The 18,057-nt window shown below is 73.0% G+C and carries 15 protein-coding genes and 1 pseudogene; 9 read left to right on the plus strand and 7 right to left on the minus strand.

The window, feature by feature from the left end; translation table 11 throughout:
- Positions 1–42: 42 nt before the first annotated feature.
- Both AC4OXY_RS09025 and AC4OXY_RS09030 read left to right on the plus strand, forming a co-directional pair.
- Positions 43–798, plus strand: a complete 756-nt coding sequence (locus AC4OXY_RS09025; RefSeq protein WP_356023830.1) for a dienelactone hydrolase family protein — start codon at positions 43–45, stop codon at positions 796–798.
- A gap of 179 nt (positions 799–977) precedes the next feature.
- Positions 978–2,177, plus strand: coding sequence for a glycoside hydrolase family 64 protein (locus AC4OXY_RS09030; protein WP_376288062.1), 1,200 nt, complete (start codon positions 978–980; stop codon positions 2,175–2,177).
- A 47-nt stretch (positions 2,178–2,224) separates the two neighbouring features.
- Here the strand turns inward: AC4OXY_RS09030 and AC4OXY_RS09035 are convergent, their stop codons facing one another.
- A complete protein-coding gene (locus AC4OXY_RS09035) occupies positions 2,225–4,642 on the minus strand; it encodes a M4 family metallopeptidase (RefSeq protein ID WP_491993625.1) in 2,418 nt (805 codons plus the stop codon).
- 217 nt (positions 4,643–4,859) lie between these two features.
- On the opposite strand from AC4OXY_RS09035, the gene AC4OXY_RS09040 reads away from it, so the two are divergent.
- The 3 genes from AC4OXY_RS09040 to AC4OXY_RS09050 all read left to right on the plus strand — a co-directional run bounded on the left by AC4OXY_RS09040 (position 4,860) and on the right by AC4OXY_RS09050 (position 8,310).
- Positions 4,860–5,600, plus strand: a complete 741-nt coding sequence (locus AC4OXY_RS09040; protein WP_491993626.1) for an SDR family NAD(P)-dependent oxidoreductase — start codon at positions 4,860–4,862, stop codon at positions 5,598–5,600.
- A 111-nt stretch (positions 5,601–5,711) separates the two neighbouring features.
- Entirely contained in the window at positions 5,712–7,214 is a 1,503-nt protein-coding gene (locus AC4OXY_RS09045; protein WP_491993627.1) for a metallophosphoesterase family protein, read from the plus strand.
- A gap of 67 nt (positions 7,215–7,281) precedes the next feature.
- Positions 7,282–8,310: an LLM class flavin-dependent oxidoreductase gene (locus AC4OXY_RS09050; protein WP_362822117.1), complete on the plus strand. Its 1,029-nt coding sequence runs from the start codon at positions 7,282–7,284 to the stop codon at positions 8,308–8,310.
- Positions 8,311–8,322: 12 nt separating this feature from the next.
- On the opposite strand, the gene AC4OXY_RS09055 is transcribed toward AC4OXY_RS09050, so the two are convergent.
- Both AC4OXY_RS09055 and AC4OXY_RS09060 read right to left on the minus strand, forming a co-directional pair.
- On the minus strand, positions 8,323–9,297 hold the full coding sequence (locus AC4OXY_RS09055; RefSeq protein WP_491993628.1) for a TauD/TfdA dioxygenase family protein: 975 nt from the start codon (positions 9,295–9,297) through the stop codon (positions 8,323–8,325).
- Positions 9,298–9,414: 117 nt separating this feature from the next.
- Positions 9,415–10,278 carry a helix-turn-helix domain-containing protein gene (locus AC4OXY_RS09060; RefSeq protein ID WP_356023816.1) on the minus strand — a complete coding sequence of 288 codons (864 nt, stop codon included), beginning with the start codon at positions 10,276–10,278 and terminating at the stop codon, positions 9,415–9,417.
- A gap of 169 nt (positions 10,279–10,447) precedes the next feature.
- Between AC4OXY_RS09060 and AC4OXY_RS09065 the strand changes: the two genes are divergently transcribed.
- Complete coding sequence (locus tag AC4OXY_RS09065; protein WP_491993629.1) at positions 10,448–11,311, plus strand: oxidoreductase; 864 nt, start codon at positions 10,448–10,450, stop codon at positions 11,309–11,311.
- A gap of 74 nt (positions 11,312–11,385) precedes the next feature.
- Here the strand turns inward: AC4OXY_RS09065 and AC4OXY_RS09070 are convergent.
- Positions 11,386–12,153, minus strand: a pseudogene (locus tag AC4OXY_RS09070) (LysR substrate-binding domain-containing protein); the annotation flags it as partial.
- 85 nt (positions 12,154–12,238) lie between these two features.
- On the opposite strand from AC4OXY_RS09070, the gene AC4OXY_RS09075 reads away from it, so the two are divergent.
- Complete coding sequence (locus tag AC4OXY_RS09075; protein ID WP_491993630.1) at positions 12,239–13,378, plus strand: diaminopropionate ammonia-lyase; 1,140 nt, start codon at positions 12,239–12,241, stop codon at positions 13,376–13,378.
- 24 nt (positions 13,379–13,402) lie between these two features.
- Here AC4OXY_RS09075 and AC4OXY_RS09080 read toward each other — a convergent pair whose 3' ends face one another.
- The 3 genes from AC4OXY_RS09080 to AC4OXY_RS09090 all read right to left on the minus strand — a co-directional run bounded on the left by AC4OXY_RS09080 (position 13,403) and on the right by AC4OXY_RS09090 (position 16,935).
- Positions 13,403–15,745, minus strand: coding sequence for a SpoIIE family protein phosphatase (locus tag AC4OXY_RS09080; RefSeq protein WP_491993631.1), 2,343 nt, complete (start codon positions 15,743–15,745; stop codon positions 13,403–13,405).
- Between the two features lie 56 nt (positions 15,746–15,801).
- Positions 15,802–16,269: a peroxiredoxin gene (locus tag AC4OXY_RS09085; protein WP_491993632.1), complete on the minus strand. Its 468-nt coding sequence runs from the start codon at positions 16,267–16,269 to the stop codon at positions 15,802–15,804.
- A 138-nt stretch (positions 16,270–16,407) separates the two neighbouring features.
- Positions 16,408–16,935 carry a MarR family winged helix-turn-helix transcriptional regulator gene (locus tag AC4OXY_RS09090; protein WP_491993633.1) on the minus strand — a complete coding sequence of 176 codons (528 nt, stop codon included), beginning with the start codon at positions 16,933–16,935 and terminating at the stop codon, positions 16,408–16,410.
- A 165-nt stretch (positions 16,936–17,100) separates the two neighbouring features.
- On the opposite strand from AC4OXY_RS09090, the gene AC4OXY_RS09095 reads away from it, so the two are divergent.
- Positions 17,101–17,388, plus strand: a complete 288-nt coding sequence (locus AC4OXY_RS09095) for a putative quinol monooxygenase (RefSeq protein ID WP_356023807.1) — start codon at positions 17,101–17,103, stop codon at positions 17,386–17,388.
- A 241-nt stretch (positions 17,389–17,629) separates the two neighbouring features.
- The gene (locus tag AC4OXY_RS09100) at positions 17,630–18,055 is read left to right on the plus strand and encodes an SH3 domain-containing protein (protein WP_356023805.1); all 426 of its coding nucleotides are present in this window, start codon (positions 17,630–17,632) and stop codon (positions 18,053–18,055) included.
- The last annotated feature ends 2 nt before the right edge of the window (positions 18,056–18,057 follow it).

The following is an 18,057-nucleotide window of genomic DNA, read 5'->3' on the forward strand; positions in this document are numbered from 1 at the left end:
AACGCCGCCCGGCGCCCCATTCCCCAGGGAGGCTTGCTCACCATGACCGATCTCCAGCGAACCGACCTCGACATCCCGACCGAGGACGGCGTCGCTGACGCCTACCTCGTCCACCCCGCGGACGGGCGACCCCGCCCGGGTGTACTGCTCTACCAGGACGCCTACGGCCTGCGTCCGCACCTGAAGAAGATGGCCGACCGGCTGGCCGCCGCCGGATACACGGTGCTGGTGCCCAACGTGACCTACCGCATCGGCCGGGCCCCGGTCGTCGAGCTGCCCGACTTCAAGGATCCGGCCGCCGATCCGACCATCTGGGAGAAGCTCGGCCCGATCGTGTTCGCCCTGAACCCGGAGATGATCGAGCGGGACTCCGCCGCCTATCTGCGCTGGATGGCCGACAGCCCGCTGGTCGCCGACGGGCCGGTCGGGGTCACCGGGTACTGCATGGGCGCCCGGCTCGCCCTGTGGACGGCCGCGGCGCATCCGGACCGGGTGGCGGCCGCGGCCGGGTTCCACGGCGCGGCCCTCGCCACCGACGACCCGGCCAGCCCGCACCTGGGCGCCCCGCGCATCAAGGCGGAGCTGTACCTCGGGCACGCCGACAACGACCCCTCGCTGCCGCCGGAGCAGATCGAGCGCTTCGAGAAGGCCCTGACCGACGCCGGGGTACGGCACACCTGCGAGGTCTACACAGGCGCCCAGCACGGCTACACGCAGGAGGACACCACCGCGTACGACGAGGAGGCCTCCGAGCGGCACTGGGCGGCCCTGCTCGGTCTGCTGGAGCGCACTTTCTGACACCGGGTCACCCGTCGGTCACCGATCGGCTCCCGGGGCCTGCCGCACAGCGGGCGCCGGGAGCCGATCCCGTTCCACGCATTGACATGCACGCGGTTGCACCACGAGTCTGAGAGCGCTCTCAGAACTGGTACGGACCAACATCCGCACCACCCCGACCCCACACGGAGGTATGGAGAGTGGCGCATCAACTCACCCGCCCCGCGCTGCCCTTGGCGGCCGCGGCGGCCCTGGTCGGCGGAGTGCTCGCCCTCGGTGCCCCGGACCGCGCCGGCGCCGCCGTCCCGGACACCCTCGCGCTGACGATCACCAACAACTCGGGCCGCTCCGAACCGGTCTACGTCTACGACCTCGGCACCCAGCTCTCCTCCGGACAGCAGGGCTGGGCCGACGCGAACGGCGCCTTCCACGCCTGGCCCGCGGGCGGCAACCCGCCGACGCCCGCGCCGGACGCGTCGATCGCGGGTCCGGCACCCGGCCGGTCGACCACCATCCGGATACCGAAGTTCTCCGGCCGGATCTACTTCTCCTACGGCCAGAAGCTGGATTTCCGGCTCACCACCGGCGGCCTCGTCCAGCCGGCCGTGCAGAACCCGTCCGACCCGAACCGGAACATCCTCTTCAACTGGTCCGAGTACACGCTGAACGACTCGGGGCTGTGGCTCAACAGCACCCAGGTGGACATGTTCTCGGCACCGTACGCGGTCGGGGTGAAACGGGCCGACGGCAGCGTGAGCACCACCGGCCATCTCAAGTCCGGTGGCTACACGGGCTTCTTCAACGCCCTGCGCGCACAGTCCGGCGGCTGGTCCGGCCTGGTCCAGACCCGCTCGGACGGGACCGTGCTGCGTGCGCTGTCCCCGCTCTACGGTGTGGAGACGGGTGCCCTGCCGGCGAACGTGATGGACGACTACGTCAACCGGGTCTGGCAGAAGTACGCGACCGGCACGCTGACCGTGACGCCGTTCGCGGACCAGCCGAACACCAAGTACTTCGGGCGGGTCTCCGGGGACGTCATGAACTTCACGGACGCCTCGGGCACGGTCGTCACCAGCTTCCGGAAGCCGGACGCGGACAGCGTCTTCGGCTGTCACAAGCTGCTCGACGCGCCGAACGACACCGTCCGCGGCCCCATCTCCCGCACGCTGTGCGCGGGTTTCAACCGTTCGACACTGCTGGTGAGTTCGGACCAGCCGGACACCACCCCCGCCGACTTCTACCAGGACGCGGTGACCAACCAGTACGCCCGCGCGGTCCACGGCCAGATGGCCGACGGCAAGGCCTACGCGTTCGCCTTCGACGACGTCGGCAACCAGGAGTCACTGGTGAACGACGGCGATCCGCAGCAGGCCTACCTCACGCTGGATCCGCTGAGCTGACGTGCCACGGCCCCGCACCGCCCGGGTGCGGGGCCGCGACGGGTGGCTCAGCCGGTCGTCAGGGCGGTGTCGTCCACGACGAAGCTGGTCTGGAGGGAGGTGTCCTCGACTCCGTTGAACTGCAGGGTGACCGTCCGGCCCGCCAGCGCGGACAGGTCGAAGGTCTTCTGCGTGTACCCGGAAGCGGCGTCGAGGTTCGAGTACGACGCCAGGGTGCCGGAACCGGCGCTGACCGTCAGCTTGTCGTACGCCGTGCTGCCGGTGGTCTCGGCGGTGTCGATGTGCAGGTAGAAGGTCAGCGTCGCCTTGCAGCCCGCGGGGATCGTCACCGACTGGGACAGGGTGTCGGTGTGCGAGGTGCCGTACCCGTCCAGCCACGCCTTGTACGAGCCGCCGTGGGCGGCCTGGCCGGAGTCGGTGGTGATCACGCCGCTGGTCGCGGTCCAGCCGGTGCCGCCGGACTCGAAGCCGGGGTTGGCCAGCAGCTGGGTCGAGGTGCAACCACCGCCCCCGCCACCGGGGTTGACCGTCCAGTTGAAGGTCGCGGTGCCACTGGCGCCGGTGGAGTCGGTCACCGTCACCGTGGCGCTGGAGGTGCCCGCGGTGGTGGGTGTGCCGGTGATCAGGCCGGTCGAGCTGTTGATCGACAGGCCCGCGGGCAGGCCGGAGGCGCTGTAGGCCAGCGCGCCGCTGTTGGTGCTGCTCGCCTGGACCTGGAGGCTCACGGCCGTCCCCACGGTCGAGGTCTGGCTGCCCGGGCTGGTGACCGTCACGCCGCTGCTCGGCGGGGTGATGTGGCTGCCGACGTTGATGCCGGCGAAGGCGTTGCCGACGCCCGCGTACTGCGTGGAGTTGGTGCCGTAGAGGGCGGCGGCCGCGTTCAGGGCGGCGGTACGGGCGGCGGCGTAGTTCGTGCTCGACGTCATGTACGTCGTCAGCGCCTTGTACCAGATCTGCAGCGCGGCGGCCCGGCCGATGCCGGTGACGGCGACGCCGTCCGAGGTCGGGCTGTTGTAGGTCACGCCGTTGATGACCTTGGTGCCGCTGCCCTCGGACAGCAGGTAGAACATGTGGTTCGCCGGGCCCGAGGAGTAGTGCACGTCGAGGTTGCCGACGCCCGAGTACCAGCTGTCCGCGGACCCGCCGTCCTTGCTCGGCTTGTCCATGTAACGCAGCGGCGTGCCGTCGCCGTTGATGTTGATCTTCTCGCCGATGAGGTAGTCACCGGGGTCGGAGCTGTTGTTGGCGTAGAACTCCACGCCCGTGCCGAAGATATCGGAGGTCGCCTCGTTCAACCCGCCGGACTCTCCGGTGTAGTCGAGCCCGGCGGTGTTGGAGGTGACGCCGTGGCTCATCTCGTGGCCGGCCACGTCGAGGGAGGTCAGCGGGTCGTTGTTCCCGGAGCCGTCGCCGTAGGTCATGCAGAAGCAGCTGTCGTCCCAGAACGCGTTCACGTACGCGTTGCCGTAGTGGACGCGGGAGTAGGCGCCGACGCCGTCGTTCTTGATGCCGCTGCGGCCGAAGGTGTTCTTGTAGAAGTCCCAGGTCTCCTGCGCGCCGTAGTGGGCGTCCGCGCCCGCGGTGGCGGCGTTGGTGTTGGTGCCGTCGCCCCAGGTGTCGTTGTTCTGCGAGAACAGCGTCCCGGTGCCCGAGGAACCGTGGTTGAGGTTGTACGTCCTGTGGCCGCCGCGCGCCCCGTCGGTCAGCGTGTACGTCGAACCCGACTGGGTCGTCGTCAGCGCGACCTGGCCGCTGTAGTGGGTGTTGCCGACGCCGGTATCGATCGCCTGGTACCGGTACAGCTCCTTGCCGGTGCCGGCGTCGGTGACGACGTGCAGCCGGCTGGGCGTGCCGTCGTCCTGGAAACCGCCGATCACCGTCTCCCAGGCGAGCCTCGGGGTACCGCTGCCGGCCCAGATCACCTTGCGGGCGCTGTCGGCGGTCGGCTTCTGGGCGGCGAGGGACTTCGCGGCCTTCAGAGCGGTGCTCTCGGCAGCGGACCTGGTGACGGTCGCGGTGGTGGAGGCGACCTTGATCTTCTGCTGGTTGTTGTAGGTGGCGGTCACCGTCCCCTTCGCCAGCGAGGCGGGCGGGGTGTGCACGACGAGGTCGCCGCCGAGGACGGGCAGGCCCGCGTACGTGCGCTCGTAGCGGGTGTGCACGGTGCCGTCGTTGTCCTTGACGACGTCCTTGACGACCAGCTTCTCCTGCGCGCCGAGCCCGAGGGTGCGGGCGGTGGCGGCGGTCTGCCGGCGGGCGCTGGTCATCAGCGCCCGGTGCTGGGCCGGGCTGAGCCGGGCCTCCAGGCCGCCCGCGCGCAGCGGGCCGGGGTGGGGGGCGGCGGGCTTGGCTGCCGCCGGGGTGGCCTGGACGCCGACGGCGAGCAAGGCCGCGGTGGAGATCAGGGCGGCGCCGACCGTGGCGCGTCTGCGACCTCTGTGGGGAACGGATCTGTGGGGTCTCACTCGTACTCCTCCTGCTGCGGCCGCCGGGTCGCGGCCGGTGACAGACGGGCAGACGGGTCTGCTGCCCGGGCGAGCTGAGCTGTGCGGGATCCGCGCACAGCGAGGAGGTGCGATGTGCTGGGGAAGGATGCCACTTTTGACCCGCACATGTCAGCCACGGGGGGGCCATCAGAGGGTTTTCCCTATGCCGGTGGCTGACGTGACAGGATCGTCGATCATGAGCAGCGAACAGAGCGGGCGGCCCGTTGCCCTGGTCACCGGGTCCACGTCGGGGATCGGGGAGGCCGTGGCGCGGCGGCTGGCGGCCGACGGCATGCGGGTGGTCGTGCACTCGCGCGGCAGCGTGCGGGCCGGAGAGGCCCTGGCGGCCGAGCTGGACGGCGCTTACGTACGCGCCGACCTGGAGGCGGAGGACGAGACGCGCGGGCTGGTCGAGGCGGCGCTCGGCCGGTACGGGCGGCTGGACGTGCTGGTGAACAACGCCGGCATCAGCTGGCCGATCCCGCACACCGACCTGGCCGCCGCGACACCGGCGGACTGGCGGCGGCTGCTGGAGGTCAACCTCATCGCGCCCTGGGTCCTGTGCACCGCGGCACTTCCGGCGCTGCGCACGGCCCCCGGCGGCGGAAGCATCGTGAACATCACCAGCCACGCAGGGGTGCGGCCCAAGGGTTCGTCGGTGCCGTACGCGGCGAGCAAGGCGGCGCTGAACCACGTGACCCGGCTGCTCGCCGCCGCGCTCGCACCGGACGTGCGGGTGAACGCGGTCGCCCCGGGTCTGGTGGACACGCCGATGACGAAGGACTGGACGCAGGCGCACGCACTGTGGCGCGAGCGCGCCCCCATGCGCCGCCCGGCCCGGCCCGCCGACGTGGCCGGCCTGGTCGCGTCGGTGCTCGCCAACACGTACCTGACCGGCGAGGTCATCCTGCTCGACGGCGGCCTGAACCTGACCTGACGGACCGTCACCCCCCCGCAGTCCCGGCTTCGCGCCTGCGCCGTCATGGCGACCGTCACCCCGGGCTGCCCTGCCAACCGCCGCTGACCGGCGCGTTGTTACGGTGCAGGCGTGTCTGACTCCTCACGTGATACCCCACAGGGCGCCGGCTGGGGCTCGGCCGAGCCCGGTGCCTACAAACAGCTGATGCCGGGCCACGTCCAGAAGGTCTCGTGGCTCGATCCACGGACCCTGTGGGCCGCCCGCAACGGCGTGCTGGCGTCCTGGTTCGGCGATCCGACGGGCCGCACCCGCAGCCGCTGGGTCGCCCGCCGGGAGGCGGCGGGGGCGCCCGCGGACAAGGTGATCCGGCGTGAGGTCCCCGACGTCTTCTCCTTCATGGTCATCGGGGACACCGGCGAGGGCGACGATCCTCAGTACGCCGTCGTGCCCGGCTTTCTGAAGGCGAGTCAGGACACCGACTTCACGGTGGTCACGAGCGACGTGATCTACCCGGTCGGCACCGCCGACGACTACCACGACAAGTTCTTCCGCCCGTACCAGGACTATCCCGCGCCGATCTACGCGATACCCGGCAACCACGACTGGTACGAGGACCTCGGCGCGTTCATGCGCGTCTTCTGCGCCGACACCCCGCCGCTCGCCCCCGAGCCCCGGCCCCGCCCGCTCACCGCCGCCTGGTGGCGCGCCCTGCTGTGGCACCGGCCCGCCCCGACCGACGAGCAACGCCTCGCCGCCGCCCGGGAGTTGCGCGCGAAGCCCGGTCAACGAGCCGAGCAGCCGGGGCCGTACTGGGCGATCGACGCGGGACCCGTGCGGATCGTCGGCATCGACACCGGGCTGCTGGGCACGATCGACGCCGAACAGGGCGCCTGGCTGCGCGCGGTGTCCCGCGGGCCGAAGCCGAAGATCCTCGTCACCGGCTCACCGCTGTACGTCGACGGCGAGCACCACCCGTGCGCCATCGAGGGCGGCGGCACCGTGGACGACGTCGTCCGGGACCCGGAGCACCACTACGTGGCCGCGATCGGCGGTGACATCCACAACTACCAGCGCTATCCGGTCGACGTGGACGGCCGCACCGTCCAGTACGTGGTGTGCGGCGGTGGCGGTGCGTTCATGCACGCCACGCACACCATTGCGCGTGTGTCCGTCGGCGGTGTCACCGAGCGGGACTTCCGCTGCTACCCGCTGCGCGGCGACTCGCTGGCCTTCTACAGCCGCCTGTACGGCCGCCGGCTGCGTCTGCCCCGCTTCCTCACCCTCACCGAGTCCGAGGCCACGGCCGTCGTCGCCGAGCGGCTCGGCATCGAGCCGGGCCGCGCGCCCGGTCCGGACGCCCGGGTGACCCGGCGCACCCGGCTGGTGGCGAGCCTGCTCGGCACGGGCGGCCGCCCGGACCGCACGTCCCGGTTCCGGCTGCCCGTGCGCAAGGCGTACACCTCGCTGTTCTCACCCGGCTCGGCCACCTACAGCCCGCCGTTCTTCAAGTGCTTCCTGCGACTCGACGTCGCCCCGGAGGAGGTCCGGCTGCGCTGCTTCGCCGCGACCGGCAACCGTGCGCAGGAGCTCGATCCGCCGGTCGAGGACGAGGTCGTCATCCCGCTGAAGTGATCACACGGTTGTCACATTGACCTGCCAGAATCGGGACGGAGTCGGCGTACGACCGTTGGAGGAGCCCGTGCCGTCCACCCCACGCCCGCTGCGCAAGCTGGGCTTTCTCACGATCGGCCTGTTCGACGCGGCGGATCCGGCGCGGGGCCACGAGTCCACGCTGGAGATCATCGAGTTGGGCGAGCGGCTGGGCTTCGACAGTGCCTGGGTCCGCCACCGTCACCTCCAGTACGGCATCTCCTCCCCGGTGGCGGTCCTGGCGGCGGCCTCCCAGCGCACCCGGCGCATCGAGCTGGGCACGGCGGTGATCCCGCTGGGCTGGGAGAACCCGCTGCGCCTCGCCGAGGACCTGGCGACCGTGGACCTGCTGTCCGGCGGCCGGCTGAACCCGGGCGTGAGCGTCGGCCCGCCGATGCACTACGAGCAGATCAAGGGGGCGCTCCACCCGGACACCGCCGGCGCGGAGGACTTCTCCTACGAGCGCGTCCGGCGGCTGCTGGACTTCGTGCGCGGCAAGCCCGCCAGCGACTTCAGCGGGGTCGAGGGCTTCGAGGTGTTCGCGGACACGGTCCAGCCGCACTCCCCCGGCCTCGGCCGGCGGCTCTGGTACGGCGGCGGCAGCCTCGGCTCGGCACGCTGGGCCGGTGAGCACGGGATGAACTTCCTGACCAGCAGCGTCGTCAAGGCCGAAGACCCGCACGGGGAACCGGACTTCGCCGCGCTCCAGCTGGCCCTGATCCGGGAGTTCCGCGCCCACCACCCCGACGGCGAGGCCGCCCGGGTCTCGCAGGGTCTGGTGGTGATCCCCACCGACTCCGCGAGCCCGGAGCAGCGTGCCCGGTACGAGGCGTACGCGGCCGCGCGCCTGCCCCGCACGGCGTCCCCGCAGGGCCCCGGACGGCTGCTGTTCGCGCCGGACCTGGTGGGCACCTCGGCGCAGATCGCCGAACGGCTGCACGCGCACGCCGCGTTCCGCGAGGTCGACGAGGTCGCGTTCGCGCTGCCGTTCACCTTCGCGCACGAGGACTACGTCCAGATCCTCACCGACATGGCGACCGAGCTGGGCCCCGCCCTGGGATGGCACCCCGCGAGCTGACCGGCGCCCGCTTCACCAGCGTCCCGCCCGGGTACCGGTGACCGGCTCCGAAGGCCTGCCGTCCACGCCGACCGGCACCTCCCCGGCGAGCATCACCCGGTGCATGATCCGGGGAAAGCCCAGGTGGGCGCTGTCGCCGGGGGCGAGGTGGATGGTGGCCCGGTTGTCCCAGAAGGCCACGCTGCCGGGCTCCCAGCGGAAGCGGACCGTGTACTCGGGGCGCACGGCCTGCTCCAGCAGCATCTCCAGCAGCGCCGCGCTCTCCGGACGGGAGACGCCGGCGATCTGCTCCAGGTAGTAGCCGTTGACGAACAGCACCCGCTCCCCGGTCTCCGGATGCACCCGCACCAGCGGATGGACGGAGGCCACCTGATGGTCCAGGAGGTGCCGGAGGTACGCGTCGTCGCCGGGCCGGGGCTGATAGCCGACGCCGAGCCGGTGCTCGGCGCGCAGCCCGTCCACGAAGGCGCGCACCGGCGCCGACAGACCGGCGTAGGCGGCGGTCAGACTGGCCCAGGTGGTGTCGCCGCCGTAGGGCGGTACGGTCTCGGCGCGCAGGATCGTCGCGGCCGGCGGGTCGATCCGGGCACCGTGGTCGCAGTGCCAGCCGCGCAGCAGGGTGTGCCGGCGCCGGTGCAGCCACTCCTCGTGCTCCATGCCGATCCGGCCCCCCAGTTCCAGGCGGTCCGCGGTGGTCTCCACCTCGGGGAACGCGGCCGGGGAGGCGCTGCCGCGGCGGCCGAGGACGACCGGTTCGCCGAAGCGGCGGGCGAAGGCGACATGCCCGGCGTGGTCCAGCTCCTGACCGCGGAAGAACACCACCTTCCAGCGCAGCAACGCCTCCCGGATCAGGGCCGTCACGGCATTGTCGAGCGGTCCTGCGAGGTCGACGCCGGTGATCTCGGCGCCGATGTGTCCGGCGACCGGCCTCACCTCCACGCCCTCGACGTGCTCCGTCGCCCGGTCGGTGGCCCTGTGCGTCGTCATGCGCGCTCCGATGCTCGTCGGTACCGGCTCCGGAACCGATCGTGACACCTTTACCGCCCGCACACGGCGAACTCCCGTACGACCGCCGTCCACCGGTCCTCCCCTGCCGGCCCTCCCCTACTGCTCCTCGACACGCTCCGACGCGGCGGCATCCCCCGCCGGCGCGCTGAGACTGCCGAGGATGTCGAGGAGTTCGGCGCTGCGGCTGCCGGGCTCCGCGTGGAAGACGACCAGGGTGAGTCCGTCGGTGCCGTCCACGGACAGCTTGTGGGAGTGCAGTTCGAGGTCGCCGACCTGCGGATGGGTGAGGTGGCTGGTGCGGCCGCGCCGGGGCCGTACCTCGTGCCGGGCCCACAGCGTGCGGAAGCGTTCGCTGCGCAGGGACAGCTCGCCGACCAGGTCGCGCAGCCGGGGGTCGGCGGCGTCCGCGCCGGCCTCGGACCGCAGCACGGCCACGCCCTCCTCGGTGAGGGCCTCCCAGTCCCGGCGCAGCTCGCGCTCGGCGGGGTCGAGGAAGACGGCCCGCAGGACGTTGACGCCGGGCCGGTAGTTCGGGGTGAGCGCGGTGGCGAGGGCGTTGGCGGCCAGGCAGTCGGCATAGCGGTTCTGCACATAGGCGGGGTTGCGGGGCCAGCCGTCGATCAGCTGGAGGAGGCTCGGCGGGACCTGCTGCGAGCGGCGCCCGGGCCGTACCGCGGCGGCGGGCCGGTCCTGGGCGAGCGAGACGAGGTGGGCGGTGGCGTCGGCGTCCAGCCGCAGCACGCGCGCGATGGCCTCCAGGACCTGGACGGACGGGTTGCGGTCCCGGCCCTGCTCCAGCCGCAGGTAGTAGTCGGAGCTGATGCCGGCGAGCATCGCGACCTCCTCGCGGCGCAGCCCCGGCACCCGGCGCAGCCCGCCGCCGGGCAGCCCCACGTCCTCGGGCCGCACCAGCGCCCGGCGGGCGCGCAGGAACTCACCGAGCGCGTTCGAACCGTCCATGGCACCCACCGTACGGCCGGACGGGCGGCGGTGACTGTCCCTGCCACTCCCAGGAACGCGGGGGTACTGCCACCGCCGCCCGCCCCCGGCGCAGGGTGGACGACGAGGCCACCGGAGCGACCGGCGGCCCGGAGTCACCACGGACACCGCGCATTCTGAGAGGTACGACATGACTGCACAGCTCGGCGGCACCATCACCCCGGCGGAGAGCCTGACGCTGACCCGCGTCGGCTACGGCGCCATGCAGCTGGCCGGGCCGCACGTCTTCGGCCCGCCGAAGGACCGCGCCCGGGCGGTGGCGGTCCTGCGCGCCGCGGTGGAGGCCGGTGTCACGCACATCGACACCGCCGACTTCTACGGCCCGGTCGTCGTCAACGAGATCATCCGCGAGGCACTGCACCCCTACCCCGAGAGCCTGCACCTCGTCACCAAGGTCGGCGCCCGCCGGGGTGCCGACGGCAGCTGGATGGTGTCGCGGCACCCGGAGGACCTGAAGGCGCAGGTCCACGACAACCTGCGCAACCTCGGGGTGGAGACCCTGGACGTGGTCAATCTGCGGCTGGGCGACATGGACACCCCGAACGAGGACTCCGTCGCCGACCAGTTCGGCGCGCTGGCCGAGCTGCGCGAGCGGGGGCTGATCCGGCATCTGGGGCTGAGCGCCGTCTCCACGGCGCAGCTGGACGAGGCCCGGGCCATCGCGCCCGTGGTCACCGTGCAGAACCTGTACAACCTGGCCAACCGGCAGGACGACGCGCTGCTGGCGCGTACGGCGGCGCTGGACATCGCGTTCGTGCCGTACTTCCCGCTCGGCGGTTTCACCCCGCTCCAGTCCGAGACGCTCGCCAAGGTCGCCGCCCGGCTGGAGGCCTCGCCGCAGCAGGTGGCGCTGGCCTGGCTGCTGCGGCGTTCCCCGAACATCGCGCTGATCCCCGGCACGTCGTCCCCGGAGCATCTGCGGGAGAACATCGCCGCCGCGAGCCTGGAACTGCCGGCGGACGCGCTGGCCGAGCTGGACGGCATCGGGGGCTGACGCGGACCGCCGGATCCACGGGACGCGGGATGCGGCCCCCGGAGGAGGTCCGTCTGCTGGCGGCCCGCCCAGGCCTGGCCCGAGTGGAGGGTCACCGCGTGGCGCAGGGCGTCCCGGCATGCGAGGACGGCGGGATGCCTGCCGCGGCCCCCGCGGACCACGGTGAAGATCCGTCGGGTGCGCCGGACGCGCGGGAGCCGCCGCAGCGGCACCGTCGGGGGCTGTCCGCTCCACACCAGGTCGGGGAGGAAGGCGGCCGCGTGCCGCTGCTCGACGAGGCGGCGGTGCCGCAGCACGTCGGTGGTCTCGAAGCGTACGTCGGGTTCGAAGCCGGCGGTCCGGCACAGGGTCGTCGCCCAGTGGCGCGCGGCGGTGCCTTCGGGCTCCATCACCCAGGGGTGGTCGGCCAGCGAGCGCAGCGCCACGGTCGGACCGCCGCCGTCGGGGGCGGCGGCCGGTGTCGGCAGCGCGAGGCGGAGGGCGTCCTCCAGGAGGTCTTCCTGTTCGAGTCCGGCGAGCCGCGGGTTGGGGCTGCCGGGGTACTCCTCGGCAAGGACCAGGTCGAAGTCGCGGGCCTGGAGCGCGGGCAGGGCCGTTTCCGGTTCCAGCTGGGTGAAGTGGACGCGCAGGTGCGGGTGGCGCTCACGGAGGAGGCCGAGCGCGGCGGGGACCAGGGTGAGCGCGGCGGTCTGGAAGGAGGCGAGGCGCACGGTACCCGTCAGCTCGGTGAGCGAGGAGGCGATGTCGGCCTCCGCGCGCTCCAGGCGTTCGAGGACCGCCTCGGTGTGGGCGACGAGGATCTCGGCCTGTCCGGTCAGCCGCACCCGCCGCCCGACGGGCTCCCGGCTGACTGGTCGTCCTTTCCGACGACTATGGGTCGAAGAGATTCGCTGGACCGATCGAAGATCCGCGCAGCACACTGCTTCCGTGTCCGACAAGACCTCGCCCCCGCGCACCCCGCCGTGGCACGCGCGGCCCGGCGCCCGTGCCTGGCGCTGCGCGCCCGCACCGGCCCAGGTGCGGGAGTTCCACGCCGCGCTGCCCGGCCACACACCCACCCCTCTGACCGAACTCCCCTCCCTCGCCGATGAGTTGGGGATCGGACGGGTCTTCGTCAAGGACGAGTCGGACCGGCTGGGGCTGCCCGCGTTCAAGGCGCTGGGTGCGTCCTGGGCCGTGCACCGCGTCCTCGCCGCGCGCGCCGCCGACGCCCCCGGCCCGCAAGGTCAGGGCCGGGACCCGGTCACCCTGGTCACGGCCACGGACGGCAACCACGGCCGCGCGGTGGCCCGTACGGCGCGGCGCCTCGGGCAGCGCGCCCACGTCTTCGTCCCGCAGGGTGTGCATCCGCAGGCGGTGGCGGCCATCGCCGCCGAACGTGCGCGGGTCACCGAGGTCCCGGGGCCGTACGACGAGGCCGTGCGCCGGGCGGCGGAGGCGGCCACCGCGCCGGACGCCGTCCTGGTGCAGGACACCGCCTGGCGGGGTTACGAGCAGGTCCCCGCCTGGATCGTGGAGGGCTACTCCACCCTGTGCGCGGAGGTCGACGACCAGCTGGCGGCCGCGGGAGTTCCCGACGGGCCCGGTCTCGTCTGCGTACCGGTGGGCGTCGGCTCGCTGGCCCAGGCCGTGGTGACGCACTACCGCAGCCGGCCGTCCGGGCGGGCGGCGGCGCTGCTGTCCGTGGAGCCGGAGACCGCGGCCTGTGTCCTTCTGAGCCTCACCCGCGGCGCCCTCGTCGGCGTCCCGACCGGCGACACCATCATGGCCGGGCTGAACTGCGGCACCCCGTCCAGCCTCGCCTGGCCGTATCTGCGTGACGGGCTGGACGCCGCGGTCGCCGTCACCGACGCCGGCAGCGCCCTCGCGGTGGCCGATCTCGCCGCCCTCGGCGTCTCCTCGGGCCCCTGTGGGGCGGCGGCGCTCGCCGGACTGCGCGCGGCACTGACCGGCGCGGGCGCCGCGCAACGCCGTACGGCACTCGGGCTCGGGCCGGCCTCGGTGGTCGTCCTGCTCAGCACCGAGGGCGCGGCGGCCAACCCGGGCACCGCCCTCAACGGTTCCTGACCGCCGGCCGGGAGGGGGCGGTGATCAGGCCTCGGGCAGCGCCTGTTCGGCCCAGATGGTCTTGCCGCGGCCGGTCTGCCGGCTGCCCCAGCGCTGGGTGAGCTGGGCGACCAGGAGCAGTCCGCGGCCGCCCTCGTCGTAGTCGTTGGCCCGGCGCAGGTGCGGGGAGGTGGAACTGGCGTCGGAGACCTCGCAGATGAGGGCGCGGTCGCGGATCAGGCGGAGCTGGATGGGCGGTTCGCCGTAGCGGATGGCGTTGGTGACGAGTTCGCTGACGACGAGTTCGGTGACGAAGGCGGCCTCGTCCATCCCCCAGGCGCCGAGTTGTTCACCGACCGCCTGGCGGAAGGTGGCGACCTCGGCGGGGTCGGGCGGCACGTCCCAGGTGGCGACCCGGTCGGCGCCGAGGGCGCGGGTGCGGACGAGGAGCAGGGCGACGTCGTCGCCGGGCTGGTGGGGCAGGACCGCCTTCAGGACGCTGTCGCACAGGGCGTCGAGGGAGTCGGCGGGTGTGGTCAGGGCCCGGCACAGGGCGTCGGTGGCGCCGTCGAAGTCCCGGTCGCGGTCTTCGAGCAGGCCGTCGGTGTAGAGCGCGACGACGGACCCCTCGGGCAGATCCAGTTCCGTCGCCTCGAACGGCAGCCCGCCCACGCCGAGCGGCGGCCCGGCGGTCATGGGGACGGTCTCCGCGGTGCCGCCGGGCAGGACGACGGCCGGGGCCGGGTGGCCGGCGGCGGCCAGGCTGAGCCGGCGCGAGACGGGGTCGTAGACGGCGTACAGGCAGGTGGCACCGAGTTCGGCGACCTCCTCGCGGATGTCGTCGCCGCTGTCCTCGGCGGCGAGCAGGAGAACCAGGTCGTCGAGGTGGGTGAGGAGTTCGTCCGGCGGCAGGTCGACGTCGGCGAGGGTGCGTACGGCCGTGCGCAGCCGGCCCATGGTGGCCGAGGACTGGATGCCGTGGCCCACCACGTCGCCCACGACCAGGGCGACCCGGCCGCCGGAGAGCGGGATGACGTCGAACCAGTCGCCGCCGACGCCGGCCAGGGAGCCGCACGGCAGGTAGCGGTGGGCGACGTCGAGCGCGACCTGTCCGGACAGGCCGCGCGGGAGCAGGCTGTGCTGGAGGGCGAGGGCGGTGCTGCGCTCCAGGGCGAAGCGGCGGGCGTTGTCGATGCAGACGGCGGCGCGGCTGCCGAGTTCCTCGGCGAAGACCGCGTCGTCGGGGCCGTACGCGTCGGGGTGGGCCATGCGGACGCAGACCGCGACGCCGAGCGTGGTGCCGCGGGCGCGCAGCGGCATCGCGAGCACGGAGTGGGCGCCCTCGCGGAAGGCGCGGCCCTCGGGCGAGCGGAGGTTGCGCTCCTCCAGCCACTTCACGAACTCCGGCTCACCGGCCTGGCTGAGGACGGAGTGGCCTTCGCGCAGGGCACTGGCGAGCGGTGAGGAGGGTTCGTAGGCGTCGGCCTCGCCGAGGTGCACGGCCGCGCCGGGGTTGCCCTCGCGGGTGGAGCCGTGGGCGACGCGCCGGAGTGTGACGGGGCCGTCCGGGATCATCGGCGGCTCCTCCGTGCCGAGCACCCAGTCGAGGAGGTTCACGCTGGCGAAGTCGGCGTAGCGCGGCACCAGCAGTTCGACCACTTCCTCGGCGGTGCGGACCACGTCGAGGGTGGTGCCGATGGCGGCCGCGGCCTCGTTGAGCAGGACGAGGCGTGCCTGGGCCCAGTACTGTTCGCTGCTGTCGAGGGCGGCGAGGGCGACCGCGGTCAGGGTGCCGGACTCGTCGTGCAGGGGCCACATCTCGGTGGTCCAGGCGTGCTCCCGGTTGAGGGCGGGGGCGCCGGTGAAGCTCTCGTAGCGCAGCGCCCGGCCGGTCTCGGCGACCTGGCGCAGATGGGCGAGAAAGCCGCGGCTGTGCTCCATGTCCTCGACGGTCTCCAGGAAGTGCCGGCCGATCAGCGCTTCCTCGGGGACGCCCAGGACCTGCCCGGCGGCGTCGTTGACGCGCAGGTAGTGCTGCTTGAGGTCGAAGACCGACATGGACATGGAGGCCTGCTCGAAGGCCTGCGCGGCCAGGGCCGTGGCGGGCGGGTGGGCCGTCACGACGAAACCGGCGGGCTCGCCGCCGGCGCCGGCCACGGGGAGCGCGGTCAGGGCCAGCGGGACGCGGTGGCCGTCACGGTGCCGCAGGACGACGGTGCCGGTGCGGGCGGCGAGGATCTCGCCGGGGATGTCCTCGGCGAGCAGGCCGGCCGCCGGCCGGCCCACGACGTCCGCGGCCGGGTGGCCCGTGAGCTGCCGCGCGCCGTCGCTCCACCCGGTCACGGTGCCGACGGCATCGATGATCGCCACTGCGGCGACATGCTTCATACGCCCAAGGATGTTCCGATTGTTCCGGAGCATCAAGCGCGCCGGTGGCGCCGGGTTCAGCCCTGGTGGGCGCGCAGCGCCGCGAGGGCCCGGTCGGCGTGGGTGTTCATGCGCAGCTCGCTGCGGACGACCTCCAGCACGGTGCGGTCCTGGGCGATGACATAGGTGACACGTTTGGTGGGGGCGAGGGAGAAACCGCGCTTGACGCCGAACCGCTCGCGCACGGTGCCGTCGACGTCGGAGAGCAGCGGCATGCCGAGGCCGTGGGCGCCCGAGAACTCCTGCTGCTTGTCGACCGTGTCGCCGCTGATGCCGACGGGCCGGGCGCCGGCGGCGGCGAACTCGGCGGCGAGATCACGGAAGTGGCAGGCCTCGGCGGTGCAGCCGGGGGTCATGGCGGCGGGATAGAAGAAGAGGACCACGGGCCCGTCGGCCAGCAGCGCGGTGAGCCTGCGGGTGGTGCCCGTCTCGTCGGGCAGAGCGAAGTCCTCGACCTTGCTCCCGACCTCGATGCGTTCGGTCACGACCGTCCCTCCTCGTTTCGGGCGACTGCGCGCCCCGCTGTGCCGGCCACACCGTGTTCCGGCGCGCCGGCCTGCGGCCGGATATTACTGGACGGTAGAGGCGGCGCCCGCACCGCCGTCCCCGTACGGCGACGCCCGTCAGCCCGTCACCGGCGAGGCGGCGTCGGCCTCCCGGCCGGAGTCCTCCTCGACCGTGTACGCGAGGAAGTCGTCGACCATGCGGTGGAAGAGCGTGGCCATCTGCCGCAGCTCCTCGGGACGCCAGCCGGCGAGGGCGAGCTGCATGCCCCGGGCACCGGCCTCCCGGATTCGTCCGACGGCCTCCCGCCCGGCGTCGGTCAGCTGGATCCGCTGGGCCCGCCGGTCGTCGGGGTCCGGGACGCGGCTGACATAGCCGGCCCGCTGGAGCTGCTGGACGGTCCGTGTCACGTGCGAGGCCTCCACGCCCAGGCGCTGCGCCAGCTCGCCCGGCCGCAGCGGCTCGGAGTCGGCGATCTGCCGCAGCAGCGCCACCGCGGCCCGGTCCAGCGGCACACCGGCCAGCCCCATCAGCCGCTCGTGCTGCCGGGATCGCGTGCTGAGATAGGTGACGCGCGTCAGAGCGCGCTCGATCTCGACGACCTCCGGGGAGGCGACGGGCATGCCGGACAGCGATTCCGTGGGCACACCCGCCAGTTTACCGGATCGTTGCGTAAGTCAAGTAACTTCCGTGCACCCTCAGGCGGCTCCGGCCGACACCACCGGACGCGTGTCGTGCGGACCGCCCCCCGCCACCCGCGTGCTGCAATCGGCAGAACCACGACCCACCCCCGAAGAACCCCGGAGGAACCCATGGCCTTCGCCGTCGTCGCCCAGTACCAGTGCGCGCCCGCCGACGTGGACACCGTGCGTGACGCGCTCCGCGCCATGCGCGAGCTGGTCGCGTCCGAGCCCGCGAACCTCGCCTACGAGGCGCACGAGGTGGTGGACCAGCCGGGGGCGTTCCTGCTGTACGAGCGGTACACCGACCGCGACGGCTTCGAGGCGCACAAGCGGACGGCCCACTTCGCGGAGCTGATCCGGGGCACGGTGTTCCCGCTGCTGAAGGAGCGGACCATCACCTTCGCCGAGACCGTCTGACGCGGACACCCCCGAACACCCACCCGGGACGCGTCACCCGGACCGGCGCGGAGACGGGCGGCACGGCGGAACGCCGGTCCGCCCCGGCGCAGGCGGGCGGGGCCGCGGCGCGGGGATCCGTCCCGGGGGACGTCCCGGGTGTCCCCGGGGACGCCGGAACGGCATCGCGGCGGCCCGCCGCGGAAACGCTGGCTGTCGTGATCACGGCTCGTGGTCACGAGAACGACAGCCGGAGGTTGCCATGATCCGACAGACCCTCAAGAGCGGTCTGCTGGCCACGGTCGCGGTCCTCGCATTCCTGCCCACGGCGGCCGGGGCCGCACCCGTCGACGCCGCCACCCCGTACCCGGTACCCGCCGCGATCAGCCAGTACCACGCCCACCACATCCACCACATCCACCACGCCCCGTACCGCCTGCACCGGCACCACACGTACCGCACCTACGGCCGTGTCACCACCGGCTACGCACGGCTCAACGTCCGCTCCGGCCCCGGTACCGGCTACCGGGTGATCGGCCACCGGCACGCGGGCCAGTACCTGCACCTCACCTGCCGGACGCGCGGCTCGTGGGTCCACGGCAACCGCACCTGGTACCGGCTCGCGCACCACCGGGGCTACGTCACGGCGCACTACGTCCGCACCCGCCGCGCCCTGCCCTGGTGCTGACG

The sequence above is a fragment of the Streptomyces sp. HUAS MG56 genome (assembly GCF_058673395.1).